The organism is Exiguobacterium acetylicum DSM 20416 (assembly GCF_000702605.1).
Classification (GTDB): Bacteria; Bacillota; Bacilli; order Exiguobacteriales; family Exiguobacteriaceae; genus Exiguobacterium_A; species Exiguobacterium_A acetylicum.
In genome coordinates, this window is sequence record NZ_JNIR01000001.1 from 2,927,304 (window position 1) to 2,943,091 (window position 15,788).

Below are 15,788 nucleotides of genomic sequence, written 5' to 3' on the forward strand. Positions count from 1 at the left end.
TCTATGAAACAAAAAATTCGGTTACTACAACGACGGACGGTCCACTATCTGCTTGCTGTGACGTACTGGTTGACGAAACGGTTACCGATTCAACCGAAAAAAGTCGTCTTTGCAACGTACCGTTCCGATCGTCTTGTCGATAACTTTCGTGCCGTCTACGATGAACTAGAACGACGCGACTTAGGGTATGAATACGTTTTTTTGTTAAAGCGATTCCCTCAATCGTTGGCGGGACAAATTCAATACGTCTTTCATATGATGCGAGCGACGTATGAATTAGCGACTGCCCGTTACTTCATCATCGATGATTATTATTACCCTGTATATGTGTCATCCTTACGGGAAGGGACAGAAGTCATTCAGCTATGGCATGCTTGTGGAGCCTTTAAAAAGTTCGGCTATAGTGTGCTTGATAAATCCTATTCACCGGATGATGATTATTTGAAGATGGTCCAGATTCACCGGAATTATAGTAAGGTCTATGTTTCCGGTGAAGCATGTATCGCCCCATATGCGGATGCTTTTGGAATGGAGCAGAAACGGATTTATCCATTAGGGGTTCCACGGACAGATCAGCTACTGAACACAGCACGTCAAACCCGTGTTCGAGAAAAGTTGTATGATCGATATCCAGAATGGCGTAAGAAACGAATCATCTTACTCGCGCCGACATTCCGAGGAAATGGACAGACAACGGCACATTACGATCAAGAGCTCGATTTTGAGAAATTTCGTCGGGAGCTTGGACCGGATACGGTTCTCTTGCTTCGCATGCACCCGTTTGTTCTCAATCCACCAGTCGTACCGGACGCGTATGCGGATCAAATCATTAACATGACAGACTATCCGGACATCAATGATCTGATGCAGATTGCGGATATTCTGATTACGGATTATTCGTCTGTCATCTTCGAGTTTGCCTTGTTGCAAAAGCCGATGATTTTCCTCGTCAACGATCTGCAGTCGTATAAAGCAGAACGCGATTTCTATTTCCCATATGAAACTTTTGTACCGGGACCAATCGTGTCGACGTTCGAAGACGTCATTGCTTGGATTAAACGTGGGCAATTCGATACACATAAAATTGAGACATTCGCGAATCAGTTCTTTACGTATCAGGACGGAGAAGCGACCAAACGAATCGTCGATCATATGTTATATGACACGATTCCAGAGGCGCCTGTCTATACGAAAACGCCAGTGTGAATACAGAAAAACGTTCCGATTGCGTCTCCGTTTGGGGAGAGAGACGTCATCGGAACGTTTTTATTTTTGAATTGGGGCTTGATTGGCGCGAGCAGGGGTAGCTCGCAGAATGCGCACCTCTTAAAAGTGCGTCAACTTGTCCTTTGCGGACGTTCTCGGTTTGACAGGTGGAACGATGGCAGGCCAACCAATTTGAATGACACCGAGAACGCGTTCGTTTTCAGAAGCGTCAACGAGTGAGGCATACTCTGGTGTGAACCAGTGTTTCCCGCTCTTCCAGCAACAACCAAGACCTCGTTCTGTTGCTACCAATTGCAGATTTTGAATCATCGCAGCTGTTGCAAGTGTATCCTCTAGCTGTTGATCTGGTGTCCCTTGTACCTGACAAAGTACCGTTAAATAAACCGGGACTTCCCGTAATTTTTGTTCAGCCTGTTGACGTTGTTCAGACGTTTTCGTCTCGAATTGACCACGTGCTGTCAGCAATTCCATCAAGGCATCGACATACCGTGTTTGTCCGTCTTCGATTGCGAGAACAAAGCGCCAAGGCTCTCGTAATTTATGATTCGGGGCATAAATCGCCGTGTCGAGTAATGCTTCTACCAATTCGACCGGAACGGGTTGTTCCGTATAGGACCGGATCGACCGGCGTGTTTCAATCACTTGTTGGGCATGCATCCGTTTCATCTCCTCACTGAGTACTTTTTCACTATAAATGATAACGATTATCATTGTCAATGTTATTTGTCAGAAAACAAAAAAGACGATTCCCAAGAGGAAATCATCTTTCGTTAGATTCGGATTAAGAAGCTTTTCGTTCCTCGTCTTGATCTTGAGCAACAGTCGTTAGTTTCTTTTTCATAAGACGAATCCGGTATAGGGCAAATAGATAATGGGCGAAATAGATCGTAAAACCAAGGAAAATCGTCAGTGCTACATGAATTTGAACGCCGGGAACAGCATGAAGCTGAATGAAGAGCAAGACAGCCATTGCCATCGTATAAAGCACCATTTCCACCGATTGTGGCATGACGCGTTGACGTTTTAAGAAAAAGGAACGCATAAGTGGCAGGACGACGAGACTGACGAGACGATCAACCAGTCCGATGACGAGGACGCTGATCACCATCGCTAAACCATTTTCAAAAGCGATTAACCGTGGGAAGACAAGATAAGTGACGAGTAATAGTGGTCCAACTAATAAAAAGATTGAAATCGAGGCACGTGCGAATACGAAGAGCCCGTTGACACTTGTTAAAAAGGCACGAACGATCTTTTGTGACCAAGGGGATGGTCGACCAACTTGCCAAGCAAAACAACAAGCAAAGATGAACGCATAAAATTGCAGAAAGGCAACCATAAAGCATCTCCTTTAGATATGAAACTCATTGTCCCTAGTGTATCGATTTTAAGGCTGAAGTGCAAAGAAGAACTTTTCGTAAAGTATAAGAAAAGACCAGCTGATAGGACATCAACTGGTCTGTCGTCAATCAATCTAGATTCGGTTCTTTTTTTCCGTGCAAGAAGAAGGACAGAATCAGTGCAAGCGCAGATAAGACGGTCGCAATCCAGAACGCATCGGTGATCCCTTGGATTGTTGCTTGTTTCGTCAGCATCGTAAACCAACTCGTCGAAGCGGCTTGTGAGCTACCCAGCTGTTGTCCAAGATCGTTTAAATGTTGCGAAAGCGTTGGGTCGAGCGTCGTGAACTGATTCGCGTCGTCTGCCAAATGAGCCGTCGTTTGACGGGTCATGACGGTGACGAGAATCGCGGTTCCGATAGATCCAGCGACTTGACGGAGTGTGTTTTGCGTCGCGTTTCCGTGTGGGATCATCTTCATCGGTAAGGCATTCATACCGGCAGTCATGATCGGCATCATGATGAACGCCATACCGAATGACCGAAGCATGTAGATCCCCATGATGGAGTAATACGACGTATCCATGTTCAATTGCGTCAGTTCCCATGTTCCGTAGGTCATTAACGTCAAACCGAAGATGGCAAGTGGACGAATACCGAAACGGTCAAATAACCGACCGGCAATCGGTCCGGTGATTCCCATGATCAGTGATCCGGGTAAGAGGAGCAGACCGGAGTCGACCGGTGAAAAACCGCGAATGCTTTGAAGGTAAATCGGCAAAAGTAACATCCCGCCGAACAAAGCCATCGTGACGATGACGTTGATGAAGAGGGTGAACGAAAATTCCGGTACCTTTAACACGCGAATATTCAACATCGGATCTTCCATCGACAGCTCACGCATCGCAAAAGCGGCAATTCCAATTAAGCCGATGACGATCGTGCTGATGACGATCGGGCTATCCCAGCCGTCATTCCCGGCTTCACTGAATCCGTAAAGGAGACTCCCGAATCCGATCGTACTGAATAAGACGCCCAGTGCATCAAAAGAAGGTTTCGAGAGGGGCTGTGTCAGTCGGAACCAGGCAGCACCAAGTAACAATGTCACTAATCCAAAGAACGACATCGCGTAAAACATGACGTGCCAATCATAGTTTTGGATGACATATCCCGTGATCGTAGGTCCGACAGCAGGAGCGAGAATCATCGCGATTCCAAGCATCCCCATGGCAGCTCCGCGCTTATGCGGTGGGAACAACGTCATGAAGACGTTTGATCCGAGTGGCATCAAAATACCAGCCCCCGCTGCCTGAACGACACGACCGATCATCATGACCGGGAAGTTCATTGCCATCGAACAAATGATGGATCCGAAGAAAAAGAGCGTCATCGAAGCGAGGAACAGCTGGCGGAACGTATAGCTTCGCATCAAAAAGGCACTGATCGGAATCAAAATCCCGTTGACGAGCATGAAGCCTGTCGTCAACCACTGGGCAGTGGAAGTCGATACGTTGAAATCATTGATTAGAACCGGTAACGCGACATTAATCAACGTTTGGTTCAAAATAGCAATGAACATACCGATTAGTAAGACCGTCAGTACTTTCGGAATACTGACGTTTTCAGTCGATACCTGTTTTGAAGGTGTTGCGACTGGTGGTGTCACGGTCATCGTCGGTTCCGTCTCGAGGGATTCCTCAAGTGTTGGTCCGTCAGTCGCCAGTGCCATGTCGGATGGGCGACTTCGACGGGCAATCCAGTTGACGCCGATGATGATCAGAATCGTGAACGCACTGTATCCGAACAAGAAGGTAGTAGACATGAACGTCCCTCCTTAATCCTTATGAATGCGGACGGTCACATTCATACCAGGTCGAATGTCGAGTGATTTTTCTTGCGAGAGTGATACTTTAACGGGAATGACTTGTGCGACTTTCGTGTAGTTCGCGTTTCCGTTTGAAGAAGGCATCATTGAGAACGTAGAAGCCGTCGTCATCCCGATTTGCTCGACTTCACCAGAAAGTGTCGTGTCCGGGTAGCTGTCGACATAGACATCTACTGTTTGTCCGACTTTGATTTCATCGATTTCTGTTTCTTCGATGTTCGCTGTGACCCAAAGGTCGTTTAAGTCAAATCCGTAAGCAAGTGGTGTACCTGCTGCGACGAAGCCATTCTTTGTCGCCATCGACTGAACGATTGTTACTTTCGCAGGCATCGAAACAGAAAGATCTGTCGGTTTTTGTCCAGCTTGTGCAGTCATGATGTGACCAAGTGTTGCACCGCTGTCGAGCGATTCGCCTGTTTTTGCCGACCAGTCTGTTAATTTACCGGCGCTTGGACTCGCAATCGTTATCATTTTGCCATCGATTTTTGCATTGTCTGTTTTGACATAGCTCGTTGCTTGATCGTAATAGTAGTATCCGACAACACCACCACCAATCAAAACGATGAGTGTCACGATATTGATGATTAATAGTTTTTTCATACTCATGGGTGTGTTTGCATCCTTTCTTGTGTACAATCGATTCAAAAAAAGTACTCCTCTGGGGGGAGGAGTAATTAATATAGTTAATTATATGGATAGTTAGGTAACAAACAACCGACAATTTCCGACAAAATGTCGGAAAAATAGATGATAACGGATTCATTAATGAAAAGATGATGAAAAAGGAGTGAAATATGGATGAATGAGAGCCGTGATCCTCGACCAAAACGGTCACGTGACCGTATTACAATGGTATTATTTCGTTTACTGAAGACGCACAGCTTCTCAAGTATTACGGTCAAAATGTTGACGGATGGAGCCGGTGTGAACCGTTCGACCTTCTACGCACACTATACGGATAAGTATGATTTGCTTGACCAAATCGTTGAGGAGCAAATGAAGGCACTTGAACAAGCGATTCGGATCACCGGTACAGGAACTGCCTTTCCGACAGTCGAGCAGGTGAGTCGCTATTTTGCTCGGTTGTTCATTCATATCGAAGAAAATGAATTATTCTATCAGACGATGCTTGTTCAAGGACCGATCAAAACGTTCATCTCGCGCTTTCTCGATACGTTGAAAGAGAATTACCGACTAATGTTTCGACCGCAAATCACAGAAGAAGCTACGTTCGTCGATCGGGACTTATTATTAAACTATGTCATTGGTGGACAGTTGGGATTGTTGATTTCTTGGTTACGAAACGGTCGACCGTATTCATCAGAGTATATGGCAGAACAATTAAGTCGGATGATCGTCTTTGGAACAGTAGAAAGCATCGGTTTTCCTAAAGAGCCGGAATGAAGACGTAAAAAAAGACACTTCCCTACGGAAGTGTCCAGTCAGGTTAAGCTTGTCGGAATGCAAGTTCTTTCGTGTAGATCGTACTCCGATTCCGTCCGCTTTCTTTTGAGTAATACAACGCTTTATCTGCCTGTTGTAATGCTTCAAGTGACGTATGAGAACCACTAGAATGCGCGATTCCAAGCGAAATCGTGATTTGTAGATCAGGTACATCTGCTGTCGGGAACAGGTTACGTGCGACCGTCAGCCGAGCTAGTTCTGCGATTTTTTGCGCTTCTTTCGCCGAAGTACTTGGTAAGATGATTAAAAATTCTTCACCACCGTACCGTCCGACGAGGTCGTCTGGACGCGTCAAGGAAGCAAGAGTCATGCCGAGTTGGCGTAACACATCATCGCCCGCATCATGACCATATGTATCATTGACATGCTTGAAGAAATCGATATCGATGAGTACAAGCGAATAGCCTTGGTCGGTCGAACCGACAAGCGAAAGGGAGTCATCAAGACGACGACGATTGGCGAGCCCTGTCAATGCATCCGTCATGGCGAGTTTCTGCTGATACTGGATGTTTTCGAAGTGACGGCGTAATTCCGTTAGCAATCGAAAAGCGACAAAGCCAGCTAATAAATTAAAGAAGACGTACGCAATCGAGATTTTAAAGAATGTCGACCAGCTGTGCGTCAGGATGTAGATGGCGGGTAACGAATAGAGAATACCGACCAACACCATAAGCTGAAAATGACGCATCGAGACATGGACGAATCGACGAATGATTCCGATTGTCGTGATGAACAAGACGATGATCAGCGTAGATAAATAAAAACCTTCCATTTGATCAACTGGTGTTAAAAAGTAACGTGTCCCAATGATCATCGCACCCGCAACGATGGCGCTTGGAAAACCACCGAACAGCATGGCGATCGCGACGGGAACGATACGTAAATCAACACGGGCGACATCGATTTGGATCCCATTGAACATCAATAAAACCGCAATCAGACCACAGATCGCTCCGAGTATAAGTCGAATGCTCCATTTGGAGTTCAATGAAATACGCGGTTGATTTCGAAACGGTAAGAACAAGAGAGTAATCGTTGTAAACAGTAGACAAAAGTTAATGATGAATTGATTCATGATGGACAACAAATCCTCCCAACTCCCCCAGCTAACAGATTTCCATATATATACTTCCAGTATACTCAAGTAGATAACGGTTAGACAGAGGGAAATCTTTAGATAAAATAGAAAAAACGGTAGAAAATCTACCGTTTTTAAGAAGACGAAGTAAGTGTATCCTCATCCATCGTCTGTAAAATTTTATTAAAAACATGAACCATCGTTTCAAGCTCTTCTTCTGTCAATGTGCCGAAGCGATCTTGTAAATAGTTTTTCCGGACGATTTCGAGATCCCGAAATGCACGTTCACCGTCCTCCGTCAAAGCGAGGACGATTGAACGACGATCTTCCGTCGAACGTGTTCGGGTGACATATCCTTGTTTATACAGCTTATCCGTCAAAGCAGTGACTTGACTCGTCGCGAGCTCAAATTGTTCCGCAAGAAGCGTCGGGCGTTGAGGACCATTTTCTGAAAGGCTTCGTAAGATGAAAAACTCACTCCGGGTCGCCGTTCCTTCAAATAGCCGGTTAAGTTCACGTCGCAGGGTACGAAGAATGACACGCATTTGTTCCTCGAGTCGATAAGTTAGCAAATCACGTTCCTGTGGCATGCAAGCAGCATCCTTTCTCTCAGTGGACTTCTACCATTTAGTGTACTAAACATATCGGATTTTTACCATCGACTACCCCAGATTCGAAAAAGGCAATTGACAATTTCGTGGCGTTTTGTGTAATATGGCGTAGTAATAACTAACTTAATTCAGTTCTCACTCAACCAGTGGGATGGAGGTTGCAGTTCTTAAGAGTACGGTTACGGATGTCGTCAAGCGACAGATGAGGTGACCTGAAAGGAAGAATTGCCGAAATCAATCATCGCTTTGAAGATGATCGATTGGGATTAGATCAAATAGGTCTAATACTGTCACAAGTCGGGTATCACCTACTTGTGGAGAGCTATCTTTCACGACGGTAGAATGAGGCGCATCCATTTTATTATGTTGCGTTCTCATCTTCCATCTGGAAGATGAGGGCGCTTTTTGTTTTTTCATTCAAAAAGTGTCCTCTCAAAAATTTATTAAAGAGAGAAGCGAACGAAATGAACAATCTAGATGTGAAACAAACAACAGATTCGACAGCAGAAGGATTAAAACGTGGATTACAAGCCCGTCATATGTCAATGATCGCCATCGGTGGAGCGATCGGAACAGGACTCTTCATTGCGTCCGGTGCTTCCGTCGCAGCAGCAGGACCAGGTGGTGCGCTCCTATCGTATGCAATCGTTGGTCTGATGGTCTACTTCCTAATGACAAGTCTTGGTGAAATGGCAGCGTACATGCCGGTCGCTGGATCCTTCTCGACATATGGAACGAAATTCGTCGATCCATCATTCGGCTTTGCACTCGGCTGGAACTACTGGTACAACTGGGCAGTCACGATCGCAGTCGAGCTCGTCGCAGCACAAATCGTCATGACGTATTGGTTCCCGGATGTTCCTGGATTTTATTTCAGTGCCTTGTTCCTCTTACTCATGATTGGCTTGAACTACTTCTCCGTTAAAGGATTCGGGGAAGCGGAGTATTGGTTCGCGATGATTAAAGTCGTTACCGTCATCGTCTTCTTAGTCGTCGGTGTTGCGATGATTTTCGGTGTCTTTACATCGGAGCCACCGGTTGGCTTTAAAAACTTTGCTCTTGGCGATGCACCGTTCGTCGGTGGGATTCCTGCCGTCATCGGAATCATTCTTGTTGCTGGATTCAGTTTCCAAGGAACGGAGCTCGTCGGGATTGCCGCGGGTGAGTCAGAAGACCCGAAAAAGAACGTTCCTAAAGCAGTCAAACAAGTTTTCTGGCGTATCTTACTTTTCTACGTCTTCGCGATTTTCGTCATCGGAATGCTCATTCCGTATACGAGTCCGAACTTGGTTTCGAATGACATTACGGACGTAGCGGTTAGTCCGTTTACGCTCGTCTTTGAAAAAGCAGGTCTTGCGTTCTCAGCAGCACTCATGAACGCTGTCATCTTGACGTCTGTTCTATCTGCCGGAAACTCAGGCATGTATGCTTCGACACGGATGCTGTATACACTTGCGCGCCAAGGCGATGCACCGAAGTTATTCGCGAAAGTCTCGAAAAACGGTGTACCCCGTAACGCCTTGCTTGCAACAGGTGCAGTCGGTGCGCTCTGTTTCTTGACGTCGATGTTTGGTGGACAAGTCTACCTGTGGTTACTCAATGCTTCCGGGATGACAGGATTCATCGCATGGCTCGGGATTGCGATCAGTCACTATCGCTTCCGTAAAGGATTCGTTGCACAAGGTCACTCGTTGAAAGACTTACCATATGTTGCACCAGCGTTCCCGTTCGGTCCGCTGTTCGCATTCGGTCTTTGTTTCCTTGTCATCGTTGGTCAAAACTATGCCGCATTCCTCGCTGATCAAATCGATTGGGTCGGGATTGCTGCGACGTACGTCGGTATTCCATTGTTCCTTGCCTTCTGGTTAGGACATAAATTCAAAAACCGGACGTCGATCGTTCGTTATGACGAGATGGACTTCCCAGAACATCCGCGTCAATCGTAATGTGTGAACCACCTTCTATAATGAAGGTGGTTTTTTTATTTCTTTAAATGAAAACGTTTTCTAAAATATAGTTTTGGAAAAGTATAAAAAAGGAATCAATGAATACATATTACAAGAATAGAAAACATGAATGAAGAATAGGGGGAAGACGCATGACTACATCTGAATTATTTTTCACATTAGGTTCTGCAGCGTTTTTCATGTTGCTCGTTGCCTACATATCCTATCGATTGACGCGTGGGAAAACACAAGGCGTCGATGAATACTTCTTAGCGGGGCGAGGTCTAAGTGGCGTTTTCATTGCCGGATCATTACTACTGACGAATTTGTCGGCAGAACAGTTGATTGGACTCAATGGACAATCCTTCATGGGGAATATGTCGAGTATGGCATGGGAAGTTACGGCGGGATTTGCTGCAATCATCATGGCCATCTATCTGCTCCCGAAATTTCTCGGGCTAGGTATCTCGACATTACCGGAATACTTAAGTCACCGGTATGATGAGACGGTTCGCCGGATGACAGTCTTACTCTTTTTACTTGGATATATGTGTGTCACGATTCCTTCGATGCTTTATTCGGGTGGAATTGCTGTCTTGCAGCTGTTCGATGTTCCGGAATTATTTGGTCTCAGTTATACGCAATCCCTTTGGTTAGTCGTCTGGGTCGTTGGAATCATCGGAGCGATTTATGCAATTTTTGGAGGACTACGTGCGGTGGCTGTCTCCGATACCTTGAACGGGATTGGGCTTGTCTCCGTTGGATTCCTAGTTCCGGTGCTTGGCTTTATCGCGCTGGGTGACGGGAATTTGCTTCAAGGAATGAAGACGATTGCGACTGTGCAACCGGAGAAGCTGAACGCAATCGGAAGCTCAACCGATGCCGTTCCGTTCTTTTCGATTTTCACGGGCATCCTATTTGCGAACTTATTTTATTGGTCACTCAATCAATATGTCATTCAACGTGTGCTCGGGGCAAAAGATTTGAAGGAAGGACAGAAGGGCGTCTTGATGACAGGCTTCTTGAAGTTATTAGTTCCGATCTTCATGCTGATTCCTGGGATCATTGCCTATCACTTATATGGGAACACACTAACGAGCGGTGATCTATCATATCCTCGACTCATTACGGAGTTGTTGCCGGTCTCGCTGATGGGATTTTTCTTGGCTGTCTTACTCGGAGCTGTCTTCAGTTCGTTTAACTCGTTGCTCAACAGTATTGCGACACTTTTCGTACTCGATATCTATCAGCCGGTGTTTGCGAAAGAGGCGAGTGATGAACATTTGATTCGCGTCAGTAAATGGTTTGGAACGATCGTTGCCTTAATTTCTTTCGTCATTGCGCCGTTCTTGATGTACGCGCCGGACGGCTTATGGAGTTTGATCCGGCAATTCACAGGATTTTTCAACATTCCAATTCTCGTCATCGTATTAATGGGGATTTTCATGAAACGAATTCCGGCGATTGCGGCGAAAATCGTCATTGTCTTTCACGTTTTCGCGTATTACTTATTCGTCTTCGGTTTCAAACAACTGTTTGGCTGGGATCATGGCATTAGCTATATTCATGGATACGGTATTCTACTCGTGATTGAAGTGCTATTCATGGTATTCATGGGGTATCGTTACCCAGCCGTCCAGTCAAGAAAGGTCAATCGACGACAGTCTGTCGAGCTCACTCCATGGAAGTTCGCGATTCCAGTATCGATCCTATTATGTACATCAATCATTTGGACGTACGTTCTGTTTTCAAAGATCGGACTGGCTTCGACAGCAGGTGTCGTGTCGAGTTGGTTCTGGCCGGTCACGTTAGGACTTGTCATTGCGACGATCGTATTATGGCGTGTGTCGCTAAACGCTTGGGAGGTGAAGTACCGGACCTATCTCGAAGAAGAGTACCGTCAAGCCGAATAATCCTCTCGCAGAAGGCATGACATATCAGGTAAGATGAAAGAAAAACAGGAGGCGATCTTCTTGAATTACTGGTACCACTTTAAGCGTGCCTTCCTACCGATCGCATTATTGCTTGTGACGCTTGCCTTGTACCAAATGATTTATCGTTTGAATAACATCTGGTATTCGTTTGGAGGACTTCTTCTTGTCTTTGCTGCGATTTACTTCGTCATGCGTCGTCTAAAAGCGAACCCAGAGGATTGAATGAGCAGGAAAGTCGAGTCCATTCTCTGAACGAGGTAAAATAGACACATACAGAGGAGGGGAAGATAGATGGCAAAAGCAATATTTGCAGGTGGTTGTTTCTGGTGCATGGTCAAGCCATTCCATAAATATGATGGTGTAGAGCAGGTCATTTCAGGATATACCGGTGGTCATACAGAGAACCCGACTTATAAAGAGGTCTGTTCGGAAACGACAGGTCATTTGGAGGCGGTTGAAGTCACGTACGATCCGTCCGTCATTACGTACGAAGAATTACTCGAGATCTTCTGGCGTCAAATCGACCCTACGGATGGCGGAGGTCAATTCAATGACCGTGGTGAATCATACCAACCGGCTATCTTTTATGTCGATGAAGCACAGCGTGAGGCAGCTGAACGTTCGAAAGCAGAGCTTGACGCATCAGGACGCTTCTCACGTCCGGTCGCGGTAGAGATTCGTCCAGAAAAGCCGTTTTGGCCAGCCGAGGAGTATCATCAAGATTATTATAAAAAAAATCCGTTCCGTTATCAGATGTATAGTGTCGGCTCAGGTCGCGCGAAATTCATCAAGGAAGCGTGGAAGGATCACGGTAAGGAAAAAGAACTGAAAGAACGTCTGACACCAATTCAGTATAAAGTCACACAAGAGAACGGGACAGAACCCGCTTTCCGTAACGAATACTGGGATGAAGAACGTCCAGGTCTTTATGTCGACATCGTCGATGGCACACCACTCTTCACATCGAAAGATAAGTTCCAGTCGAACTGTGGTTGGCCGAGCTTCGCTAAACCAATTTCAGAAGAGAAGATGGAAGTCGAACTCGACACGAGTCACGGGATGACGCGGACGGAAGTGCGTTCTGCGAATGCAGATAGTCATCTCGGTCATATCTTCGATGATGGTCCGACCGAACTTGGTGGTCTTCGCTATTGTATCAACTCAGCAGCGTTACGATTTATTCCGCTTGAAGAGCTTGATTCGGCAGGATATGGGGAATATAAAAAACATTTCGAGTAACATGTAAGGAGCAGTCAAACGATTTCGTTTTGACTGCTCTTTTTTCAAATGGAAGGGAGAGAATCGAATGTTTCGACCCGTATATGAAGAGATTCGACAAATGACGATTGCGAAGGTACTTGATTTTTACGATCATGAAATTCGTCAGCTCAATGAGCAAGCACGTCAGGAAAAGTACGACAAGATGAGTTTGAGTCCATTTCGCTTTTTCCGCGGGAGTTCACATCTGTTTTATTATGACGTGACGCGAATCCCTCTTGGTTTTGATACACCTCGTGATAAACCGACGTGGATTCAAGGCGATCTTCACTTTGAGAATTTTGGTGTTCATGGCAATGCGAAGGGAGAGATCATCTACGATATCAATGATTTTGATGAAGGGTACTTAGGATCTTATTTATATGATTTGATTCGCATGGCGGTCTCCGTCCGGTTGTTCGCTGAAGAGGCAGGATACGATCCGACTCCTGCGATTCGAAATTATGTCCTGGAATACTTACACGATTTAAAAAAGTACGCTCTCGGAAAAGATCCGAGTGATGTCTGTTTTACTCGGGATAATACGAAAGGACCAATCAAGAAGTTGATTAAAAAAGCAGAAAAGAAACGTGAAGAATTAATGGGAGAGCGGACGGAACTGGTGGATGGCGTGAGACGTTTTTGTACATTACCGGATATGGCAGCGGTAGATGATCCGACGCGAATAGCGATTGAGTCTGCTTGGTCCTCCTATATCGAGACGATTGACGCAGAGGATCGTCGTGACGAAGCGTTCTATACAATCAAGGATATCGTCCGGAAACTAGACAGTGGAACGGCATCGATTGGTCTTGAACGCTATTACATCTTGATTGAGGGGGAGGGAGGGGAAGAGGATTTGATTCTAGAGATGAAACAAGCTCAGACTTCTGTCCCTTCGTTGTTCCTTCCCGTCCATCGTCCAGAAGCAGAAACAGTTCATCAAGGACGCCGGATCATCACGTCCCAAAAAGCGATGCAGGCACATGAGGATCCATATCTTGGCTACCTGACGATTGGGAAAAAGGAATATTATGTACGTGAGCGCTCGCCATATAAGAAAAAACTAAAAGCAAAGCATATCAAAAGTCAGGAAGACCTTGAGAACGTATTGTGTATTCAAGGTCAAATCACCGCGAAAATCCATGCGCGGGCGGATCAGGACGCCGGGATTAAAGAAAAAATTTTGACACATCATGCGGATGTTGAAATCATCCAAGCCATTGGTGTTTCGGACACCGCTTTTTTAGAGCAAATCGAGCGTTGGTCAGAAGCCTACGTGACACGAACAAAGCTGGATTACCAAGTGTTTTTGGAGTGGGTGAAGACTCGAAAAACAAATTAAAAACCTAACAAACTGAGGCTTGTCAGATGGCTGTGTAACATGTGTTACACAGCCATCTTTTTTGTACGGATTTTTTTGTTTAACGAATGAAAGCGTTCAATAAAATAGAAATAGGTATAATGACCTATATCAATTTATCAGAAAACTTCGTAAATTTTTGATTAAGTTCTTGCGGACGACTCGCTCCGTAGGACGAATCATAACAGGTACAGGGGGAAATACATCATGAGTTTGACGCGGAAAAAAGATGTTTCCGCTATGATTGCTGCAAGTAAACGAAACAGTGGACTTGCTCGAAATCTTGGCGCGATGGATTTAACGTTTTTAGGAATTGGCGCCATCATCGGAACCGGAATCTTCGTTTTGACGGGAACAGGAGCATTGACCGCAGGACCAGGACTTATCGTATCATTCATCTTATCTGCCATCGCCTGTGGTCTAGCCGCTCTTGCTTACGCTGAATTCGCATCAACGATTCCGGTCAGTGGATCCGTCTATACGTACACGTACGCAACGATGGGAGAGATATTCGCTTGGATCATCGGTTGGAACTTGATCCTCGAATATGGACTTGCCTCCAGTGCCGTTGCAGCAGGTTGGTCTGGGTACTTCCAGTCCTTACTCGCAGGATTCAACATCCATGTGCCAACAGCCTTATCAGCAGCTCCTGGAGCAGTCGAAGGAGCCAAGACATACTTCAACCTTCCAGCGTTCTTAATCCTCTTTGCCATTACGGCATTGTTGTCGATGGGAATCAAGGAAACGAAACGTGTCAACAACATCATGGTCCTCATCAAGGTTGCAGTCGTCATTCTCTTCATCGTTGTTGGTGTTGGCTACGTTGAGCCATCGAACTGGACACCGTTCACACCATTTGGTTGGGGAGGTGTCTTCTCAGGTGCCGCGATCGTCTTCTTCGCGTACATTGGTTTTGATGCCGTCACATCAGCAGCTGAAGAAGTCCGTGATCCGCAAAAGAACTTGCCACGCGGGATCATCGGTTCACTCGCTGTTTGTACAGTCCTTTACGTCATCGTCGCAGCCATCATGACAGGAATCGTACCGTACCAACAGTTCGCTGGTGTCGATCATCCAGTCTCACTTGCGATTCAAATGGCGGGTCAAAGCTGGGTAGCTGGATTCATCGATCTCGGTGCGATCCTCGGGATCACAACGGTCATTCTCGTCATGACTTACGGAATGGTGCGTCTTGCATTCGCCATCTCGCGTGACGGAATGTTCCCGAAAGTGTTCTCTGAAGTGCATCCGAAGTACCAAACACCATTCAAGGCGACTTGGATGATCGGACTGGGAAGCTCACTCGTTGCTGGTTTCGTTCCGCTCGATGTCATCGCAAACCTCGTCAACATGGGTACGCTCGCAGCATTCGTCTTGATCTCTGTCGCTGTCTTGATTCTTCGTAAGACACAGCCGGATCTCCCGCGTGCGTTCAAATGTCCAGGTATGCCATATGTGCCAATCGCAGCAATCGCTGCATGTCTCTTCTTGATGTTCAACTTGAAACTCGAGACATGGATTGCATTCGGAATCTGGCTTGCCATCGGTTTAGTCCTTTACTTTACGTTTGCACGTAAGAGTTCGAATTTACACCCAGGAAATATGCCGGCAGCGGAACTCGCTGCTTCGAAAGAAGAACAGTAACACACAAGAAGACCCGGTCGCCTGAAGGCGATCGGGTCTT

At 45.9% G+C, this 15,788-nt stretch carries 14 protein-coding genes and 1 riboswitch; of the genes, 8 read left to right on the top strand and 6 right to left on the bottom strand.

The window, feature by feature from the left end; translation table 11 throughout:
- The first annotated feature begins 3 nt into the window (after positions 1 to 3).
- Positions 4 to 1,206, top strand: a complete 1,203-nt coding sequence (locus tag P401_RS0115585; RefSeq protein WP_029343157.1) for a CDP-glycerol--glycerophosphate glycerophosphotransferase — start codon at positions 4 to 6, stop codon at positions 1,204 to 1,206.
- Positions 1,207 to 1,326: 120 nt separating this feature from the next.
- Here P401_RS0115585 and P401_RS0115590 read toward each other — a convergent pair whose 3' ends face one another.
- From P401_RS0115590 to P401_RS0115605, 4 genes are all read right to left on the bottom strand, one after another.
- Positions 1,327 to 1,938 carry a nitroreductase family protein gene (locus P401_RS0115590; protein WP_236627126.1) on the bottom strand — a complete coding sequence of 204 codons (612 nt, stop codon included), beginning with the start codon at positions 1,936 to 1,938 and terminating at the stop codon, positions 1,327 to 1,329.
- A 70-nt stretch (positions 1,939 to 2,008) separates the two neighbouring features.
- Positions 2,009 to 2,566, bottom strand: coding sequence for a hypothetical protein (locus P401_RS0115595; RefSeq protein ID WP_023466728.1), 558 nt, complete (start codon positions 2,564 to 2,566; stop codon positions 2,009 to 2,011).
- Between the two features lie 130 nt (positions 2,567 to 2,696).
- The gene (locus P401_RS0115600) at positions 2,697 to 4,388 is read right to left on the bottom strand and encodes a DHA2 family efflux MFS transporter permease subunit (RefSeq protein WP_029343158.1); all 1,692 of its coding nucleotides are present in this window, start codon (positions 4,386 to 4,388) and stop codon (positions 2,697 to 2,699) included.
- 12 nt (positions 4,389 to 4,400) lie between these two features.
- On the bottom strand, positions 4,401 to 5,057 hold the full coding sequence (locus P401_RS0115605) for an HlyD family secretion protein (RefSeq protein ID WP_029343159.1): 657 nt from the start codon (positions 5,055 to 5,057) through the stop codon (positions 4,401 to 4,403).
- Between the two features lie 192 nt (positions 5,058 to 5,249).
- Here P401_RS0115605 and P401_RS0115610 point away from each other — a divergent pair, with 192 nt between their 5' ends.
- Positions 5,250 to 5,855 (top strand): TetR/AcrR family transcriptional regulator, encoded by a 606-nt coding sequence (locus P401_RS0115610; RefSeq protein WP_051656326.1) that lies wholly within the window; start codon positions 5,250 to 5,252, stop codon positions 5,853 to 5,855.
- A gap of 43 nt (positions 5,856 to 5,898) precedes the next feature.
- Here the strand turns inward: P401_RS0115610 and P401_RS0115615 are convergent, their stop codons facing one another.
- A complete protein-coding gene (locus tag P401_RS0115615; RefSeq protein ID WP_231925676.1) occupies positions 5,899 to 6,990 on the bottom strand; it encodes a diguanylate cyclase in 1,092 nt (363 codons plus the stop codon).
- A 137-nt stretch (positions 6,991 to 7,127) separates the two neighbouring features.
- Complete coding sequence (locus P401_RS0115620; RefSeq protein ID WP_029343162.1) at positions 7,128 to 7,583, bottom strand: MarR family winged helix-turn-helix transcriptional regulator; 456 nt, start codon at positions 7,581 to 7,583, stop codon at positions 7,128 to 7,130.
- Between the two features lie 165 nt (positions 7,584 to 7,748).
- Positions 7,749 to 7,937, top strand: a riboswitch (Lysine riboswitch).
- 131 nt (positions 7,938 to 8,068) lie between these two features.
- Between P401_RS0115620 and P401_RS0115630 the strand changes: the two genes are divergently transcribed.
- From P401_RS0115630 to P401_RS0115655, 6 genes are all read left to right on the top strand, one after another.
- Entirely contained in the window at positions 8,069 to 9,550 is a 1,482-nt protein-coding gene (locus tag P401_RS0115630) for an amino acid permease (RefSeq protein WP_029343164.1), read from the top strand.
- 152 nt (positions 9,551 to 9,702) lie between these two features.
- Positions 9,703 to 11,463: a solute:sodium symporter family transporter gene (locus tag P401_RS0115635; protein WP_029343165.1), complete on the top strand. Its 1,761-nt coding sequence runs from the start codon at positions 9,703 to 9,705 to the stop codon at positions 11,461 to 11,463.
- Positions 11,464 to 11,523: 60 nt separating this feature from the next.
- Complete coding sequence (locus tag P401_RS0115640) at positions 11,524 to 11,706, top strand: hypothetical protein (RefSeq protein ID WP_029343166.1); 183 nt, start codon at positions 11,524 to 11,526, stop codon at positions 11,704 to 11,706.
- Positions 11,707 to 11,775: 69 nt separating this feature from the next.
- Positions 11,776 to 12,723, top strand: a complete 948-nt coding sequence (gene msrA, locus P401_RS0115645) for a peptide-methionine (S)-S-oxide reductase MsrA (RefSeq protein WP_029343167.1) — start codon at positions 11,776 to 11,778, stop codon at positions 12,721 to 12,723.
- 67 nt (positions 12,724 to 12,790) lie between these two features.
- Entirely contained in the window at positions 12,791 to 14,086 is a 1,296-nt protein-coding gene (locus P401_RS0115650) for a DUF2252 domain-containing protein (RefSeq protein ID WP_029343168.1), read from the top strand.
- A gap of 225 nt (positions 14,087 to 14,311) precedes the next feature.
- Positions 14,312 to 15,748: an amino acid permease gene (locus P401_RS0115655; RefSeq protein WP_029343169.1), complete on the top strand. Its 1,437-nt coding sequence runs from the start codon at positions 14,312 to 14,314 to the stop codon at positions 15,746 to 15,748.
- Positions 15,749 to 15,788: the final 40 nt, after the last annotated feature.

Bases quoted from the DNA above. Each gene is read 5' to 3' on its own strand.
- P401_RS0115620 (WP_029343162.1), bottom strand. From the start codon at position 7,583: ATGCCACAGGAACGTGATTTGCTAACTTATCGACTCGAGGAACAAATG.
- P401_RS0115590 (WP_236627126.1), bottom strand. From the start codon at position 1,938: ATGATAATCGTTATCATTTATAGTGAAAAAGTACTCAGTGAGGAGATG.
- P401_RS0115655 (WP_029343169.1), top strand. From the start codon at position 14,312: ATGAGTTTGACGCGGAAAAAAGATGTTTCCGCTATGATTGCTGCAAGT.
- P401_RS0115650 (WP_029343168.1), top strand. From the start codon at position 12,791: ATGTTTCGACCCGTATATGAAGAGATTCGACAAATGACGATTGCGAAG.
- P401_RS0115605 (WP_029343159.1), bottom strand. From the start codon at position 5,057: ATGAGTATGAAAAAACTATTAATCATCAATATCGTGACACTCATCGTT.
- P401_RS0115630 (WP_029343164.1), top strand. From the start codon at position 8,069: ATGAACAATCTAGATGTGAAACAAACAACAGATTCGACAGCAGAAGGA.
- P401_RS0115635 (WP_029343165.1), top strand. From the start codon at position 9,703: ATGACTACATCTGAATTATTTTTCACATTAGGTTCTGCAGCGTTTTTC.
- msrA (WP_029343167.1), top strand. From the start codon at position 11,776: ATGGCAAAAGCAATATTTGCAGGTGGTTGTTTCTGGTGCATGGTCAAG.
- P401_RS0115600 (WP_029343158.1), bottom strand. From the start codon at position 4,388: ATGTCTACTACCTTCTTGTTCGGATACAGTGCGTTCACGATTCTGATC.
- P401_RS0115610 (WP_051656326.1), top strand. From the start codon at position 5,250: ATGAATGAGAGCCGTGATCCTCGACCAAAACGGTCACGTGACCGTATT.
- P401_RS0115585 (WP_029343157.1), top strand. From the start codon at position 4: ATGAAACAAAAAATTCGGTTACTACAACGACGGACGGTCCACTATCTG.
- P401_RS0115615 (WP_231925676.1), bottom strand. From the start codon at position 6,990: ATGAATCAATTCATCATTAACTTTTGTCTACTGTTTACAACGATTACT.
- P401_RS0115595 (WP_023466728.1), bottom strand. From the start codon at position 2,566: ATGGTTGCCTTTCTGCAATTTTATGCGTTCATCTTTGCTTGTTGTTTT.